Here is a 5,086-nt window from a genome sequence, read left to right as displayed (position 1 = left end):
CCGAGCACGACGAGCACGCCGATGAGGACCGCGAGGGTCGCGAGCACGGACGCACCCGGTGCCGGCGCAGCCACGACACGACGGGGTGCATGGCGGACGCGATGATGAGCGCGAGGAGCACCGGGATCGTGACGACGCTCAGCGTGGCCGCGGCGTAGACGATGCCGATGACCACGACGAGCAGGACGATCAGCTGCAGGCAGCGGGTGGCCAGACCGCCGAACGAGTCCGACCAGAGCTTCGTCACCCTGCTCGGCGGGGTGTCGGGGTGCGGGGTGTGCGGGCTGCCGAACAATGGCATGGGGCTCCTCGGGGTACGGGTGTGCCCGCCCACCGTACCGGCGCGGCGACGATCCGGGCCGGGGTGTGTCGACGGGTGCTCGATGCGTGTTCCGGACGGTTCTCGTGCCGAGGGTCGCGCGACAGTACGCTGGTGGACATCGGACCGACTCAGGGTCCCGTCGTCATGATGCTCCTCGCGGTCTGCGGGGTCTGGCGTGACGGGACGGTCCGGTCGGATCCGGAGTGCGCATCACTCCGACGAAGGGCTGGTCGACGTGACCGCCACGCTCCACACGTTCTCGCACCCCGTCGAACTGTTCGCCGGTTCGCCCCGGACGCCCCTCGGCCCGCTGGCCGTCTCCGTCGTCGAGCTGGTGCTCGCGTGACCGACCGCCGCCAGGAGGACTGGCACCGCCACGGCATGCGCTCGCCCGAGGACATCGCCGACCTGCTCGCCGCGCGGCTCGGTGGTTCGGACGAGACGCTCCGTGCGGTCGGACCGACGTGGGACGAGCCGTCCTACGCGGACTTCCTCGGCGAACAGCTCTGAACGGACCGCTGACGCGCTGACGCGTCTGACGGACGGGAGGCGCGGTGCCGGCTGGCGCCGCGCCTCCCGTCCGTCGTGGCGTCCGGTCAGACCGCCGCCGCCTCCTCGAGCGCGGCGTCCGCCCGCTCCGATGACCCCGCGGCGAGACCGCGGGCGATCCGTCCGCGGGACAGCGCCCACAGCACCAGCGCCGCGACGAACACGAGCACCTCGGTGACGGTCAGTGCCCAGATGATCCCGGCGAGCCCGAACCACAGGTTCCCGACGAGCACGATCGGGATGAACAGCACGCCCTGCGCCATCGACAGGACCATGGCGGGCAGCACCATCCCGGTCGCCTGGAACAGCGACGTGAGCAGGCCGGTGAAGCCGTTCACGATCGTGGCGACGAGTTGTGCGGTCAGGATGGTCAGGCCGATCGCGAGCACCGAGCGGTCGCCCGAGAAGATCGTGAAGACCTGCTCGCGGAACACGAACACCGTGCCGGAGAACACCAGGACGATCGTCCCGACGGTGAACGCGGCACCACGGAGCGCGGCGCGGAGCCGGTCGGCGTCACCCTTGCCGAACGCGTAGGCGAGGAGCGGCAGGACGCCGATCGTGACGCCCATCACGAGGAACTCGGGCACCTGGGCGATGCGGACGGCGACGCCCATCGCCGCGAGCGGGTCGTCCCCGTACCCGGCAGCGAGGTTGTTCAGCACGAGGGTCGTCACGATGAGGAACCCGGCCTGCAGCAGTTCGCTCGAACCGATGCCGAACACCGGCCCGACGACGTCCCTCCGAAGCGTGAACCACTTCGGTGCGAAGCGCACGTTCGCGCTGTTCCGCTGGAGCCAGACGATCCAGTAGCCGATCGCCACGACGTTGCCGAGGCCGACGGCGAGGGCGGCGCCGGCGACGCCCCAGTGCAGCACGAGGATGAAGAGCACGTCGAAGACGAGGTTGCCGACGGTCGACAGGACGAGCCCGATCATGGCCTGCCGCGCCGCCCCTTCGGAGCGGACGATCTGCTCCAGCGTGAACGACGCGGCGAGCACCGGCACGAACGCGAGCATGACGGCGACGTAGGCGCTCGTGGCGGGCGCCGCGGCGGCGTCGGCACCGAGCACGGCGACGAGCGGGTGCAGGAACACCAGGCCGAGCACGGCGAGGACCACGCCGGTGGCGACGGCTCCCCAGAGGGCGAAGGCGGCGACGCGCTTGATGTCCTCGGCCTTGGCGGGATCGTGTTCCGAGGCCCCGAGCATGCGCGACATGAGGGCGCTGCCGCCGACGCCGAACACGCCGCCGACGGCCATGACGATGCCGAGGAGCGGGGTGCCGAACGTGATCGCCGCGAGCAGCGAGGTGTCGTGCTGCGATCCGACGAAGCCGGCGTTGATGACGTTGTAGACGGCGCTGACGACCATCGCGGCGGCCATCGGGACGCACAGGTGGACGAGGGCGCGGCCGATCGGGGCGGCGGACAGGTACCAGCGGTTCCTCGCCGCGGCGGTGTCGGGTGCGGTGGTGCTCATGGCTGCCTCCTCCTGGGCACGGCGGAGCGCGCGCCGACCGTCGGTCGGCGCCGCAGGGCATGACGGATGACGCGATCGGCGTGGGCCGACGCGCGTGGGTGGGTCGCGCCTCCTGGACGGGCCGGGAGGCGCGGGTCAGGTCACCGGGTGGGTTCCGGCAGTTCCGCGGTCACCTTGTGCAGGAGTTCCTGCAGGGTGGCGCGCTCGTCGGCGTCGAGCGGTGCGAGCAGGACGTCGTCGAGGGCGACCATGGCGTCCTCGAAGCCGGCGATGAGGGCGATCCCCTCGTCGGTGGCGAAGACCCGCTTCGTCCGGGCGTTCCGGGCGTCCGCCCGGCGTTCGACGAGCCCGCGCCGCTCGAGCCCCTGCAGGAGGCTCGAGACGCTCGCCGCGCTCGTCCGGGTGATGTCGGCGATGTCCCGCTGGATCGCGCCGGGTGTGTGCTGCAGGTACCCGAGGACGAAGCTCTGCTCCTGGGTGAGGTCGCGTTCGCGGACCCACTCCTCGGCAGCCTTCCGTTGGGCCCACCCGATCCAACGCATCTGCTGGAGGGGAGAGTCGAGCCGAGGTACCTGGTGCGTCATGATCAGAACACTAACCGTTCGACATCTAACTGTCAACGATCGAAGATCGAATCCCGTGTGCCCCCGAACGGGGGTATCGCCAGCACCGGGGAAGCGCCTTGTAGATTGCTCAGGAAGCGCGGTCTCACCAACCGCACATCCTCAGCTCGACGACGTCGCCGAGCCCACCCCGGGGGGATCAGGACATGGCACGAGGACGAACGATGCGCGCACGATCGATGCGCCCGTCCGTGGACGCTGCCTGCACCGCTCCCCGCCTCGCCGGAGGTGATCACTCCGGATAGCCGCGCCCGCGCGCAGCACGACGCGCACACGTGACTCCGGGCCGCCCCACCAGCGCGCCCGTCGGATCCCCCGCCCCACCAGCGGGGGATGGATCAGCAGGCGGACGACCTCCGCCTGGAGGAAGAGGCACCATGCCACGCACTGCAACACGCTTCGCGCTCCGCGCGGGCGCCACGGCCACCGTCGCGGCCGTGATCATCGGGGGAGCAGCCCTCCCCGCGCACGCCGCCGCGAGCGACGTGACCCAGGCCGAGGGTCGGCTCGTCGCCGGCAGCGGAACCGTCGACCTCGACACCGTCGCGGCGCTCGCCGGGTCCTTCGGGGCCACAGCGCCCGGCGGGACGGCCGCCGGGCAGTCGGACCCGCTCGACCTCTCGGTGCTGGACAGCCTCGGGATCACCGTCCCCGGCGGCATCCAGCTGCTCGGCCAGAACGGCCTCGTGAACGTCGGCGTCGCCGGTCAGGTCGCGAGCACGGACACCACCTCGGCGGTCGCCGCCGCCGGCGCGGTCGGTGCCGACGGCGCGATCCAGGTCGGCCCGGGCACCCCCGGCGCCGGCGCGACCGTGAACCTCACCCCGCTGCTCGGCGGGCTCGACGTCGACGACGTCGTGAGCGAGCTCTCGGTCGGTCTCGGTGCCCTGTCGGCCCGTGCCGAGGCGACGCGCACGTTCGACGGCTCGGACGTCACCACCGACTACCAGGTCGCGGGTGCGCAGGTCCGGCTCGTGAGCCCGGCCGTCCAGCAGCTCGTGACCTCGCTGGACACGACGCTCGGCACGACCGACGACACCGTGAACACGGCGATCGGCGAGGACGGCCGCACCACCGAGCTCACCGACGCGCTGCTCGACCCGGTGACCGACGCGGTGAACACCCTCGGGCTCGGCACGCTGACGCTCGAGGACACCACCGCCCAGCTGACCGCGGACATCGACCTGCAGGGCGCGCTCGCCAGCGTGACGCAGCAGCCGCTCACCGACGGGCCGGTCACGATCGACCTGTCCTCCGGCGTCGTCACGATCGACCTCGCGCAGCTCTACACGCTGAACGACCTGCCGGCGAACACCACGCTGCTCGACGACGCGACGATCAACGCCCAGATCACCGGCGCGATCTCGGACATCCTGACCGACCAGCTCCCCGCGCTGCTCACCACCAGCCTCACGAACGCGCTGGACGTCGCCGACGTGCAGCTCGTCGTCAACACGGGCGTCGACCTCCTCGGCGCGGACGTCGCGGGCCTCACCCTGACGGTCGACACCACGGTCGGCGACCTGCTCGGCACCGGCGACGGCGCCACGCTCGCGGTCGCCGGGACAGGGATCCTCGCCCCGGTGCTCGACGAGCTCGACCCGCTGCTGCAGCCGCTGCTCGGGTCGACCATCGTCCCGGGGCTCACCGGCATCCTCGGTGACGTCCTCGGCGGCGACTTCGTCGCGGAGACCGTGCAGACCCTGGTCACGACGATCACCTCGACCGCCACCGCCCTCGACCCGCTGCTCGACGTCGTGAACGAGGTCGTGTCGGTCACGATCAACTCGCAGACCGACCCGTCCTTCACCGAGCCGACGGCCGACGACACCGGGGCCACCACGGTGCGGGCCGTCCGCCTGCAGCTCGTGCCGGCGGCCGACCTGGCGACGGTCGACCTCGCCACGGCGACCGTGCAGGCCGACCCCTTCGCGGGCATCGTCATCACCTCGCCCGAGGACGGCACGGACTACGCCGTGGAGACCGACGACGACACCACCGACGTCCCGGTGACGGGGACCGCCGAGCCGGGCGCCGACGTCGACGTCACGCTCGACGGTGACGACGAGGGCACGCAGTCGACCGTCGCCGACGAGGACGGCACCTGGACC

At 71.8% G+C, this 5,086-nt stretch carries 4 protein-coding genes and 1 pseudogene; 2 read left to right on the top strand and 3 right to left on the bottom strand.

Features of this window, described 5'->3' with window-relative positions:
• Positions 1–301: pseudogene (locus I5E_RS08395) on the bottom strand (hypothetical protein); the annotation flags it as partial.
• 363 nt (positions 302–664) lie between these two features.
• On the opposite strand from I5E_RS08395, the gene I5E_RS25355 reads away from it, so the two are divergent.
• Positions 665–832 carry a hypothetical protein gene (locus I5E_RS25355; protein WP_022906582.1) on the top strand — a complete coding sequence of 56 codons (168 nt, stop codon included), beginning with the start codon at positions 665–667 and terminating at the stop codon, positions 830–832.
• 86 nt (positions 833–918) lie between these two features.
• Here I5E_RS25355 and I5E_RS08380 read toward each other — a convergent pair whose 3' ends face one another.
• Both I5E_RS08380 and I5E_RS08375 read right to left on the bottom strand, forming a co-directional pair.
• Complete coding sequence (locus I5E_RS08380; protein ID WP_022906581.1) at positions 919–2,352, bottom strand: MATE family efflux transporter; 1,434 nt, start codon at positions 2,350–2,352, stop codon at positions 919–921.
• Between the two features lie 140 nt (positions 2,353–2,492).
• A complete protein-coding gene (locus I5E_RS08375) occupies positions 2,493–2,894 on the bottom strand; it encodes a MarR family winged helix-turn-helix transcriptional regulator (RefSeq protein ID WP_148286900.1) in 402 nt (133 codons plus the stop codon).
• Between the two features lie 458 nt (positions 2,895–3,352).
• On the opposite strand from I5E_RS08375, the gene I5E_RS08370 reads away from it, so the two are divergent.
• The coding region (locus I5E_RS08370) for a choice-of-anchor G family protein (protein WP_022906579.1) at positions 3,353–5,086 on the top strand (1,734 nt) is incomplete at its 3' end.

Origin of the sequence: Curtobacterium sp. B18 (genome assembly GCF_000333375.1) — a bacterium.
GTDB lineage: Bacteria > Actinomycetota > Actinomycetes > Actinomycetales > Microbacteriaceae > Curtobacterium.
The sequence above is the reverse complement of the archived record's forward strand: the minus strand, read 5'-3'. Positions and strand labels throughout refer to the sequence as shown.

Coding starts and splice junctions, on each gene's coding strand:
- I5E_RS08380 (WP_022906581.1), bottom strand. CDS start 2,352: ATGAGCACCACCGCACCCGACACCGCCGCGGCGAGGAACCGCTGGTAC.
- I5E_RS08375 (WP_148286900.1), bottom strand. CDS start 2,894: ATGCGTTGGATCGGGTGGGCCCAACGGAAGGCTGCCGAGGAGTGGGTC.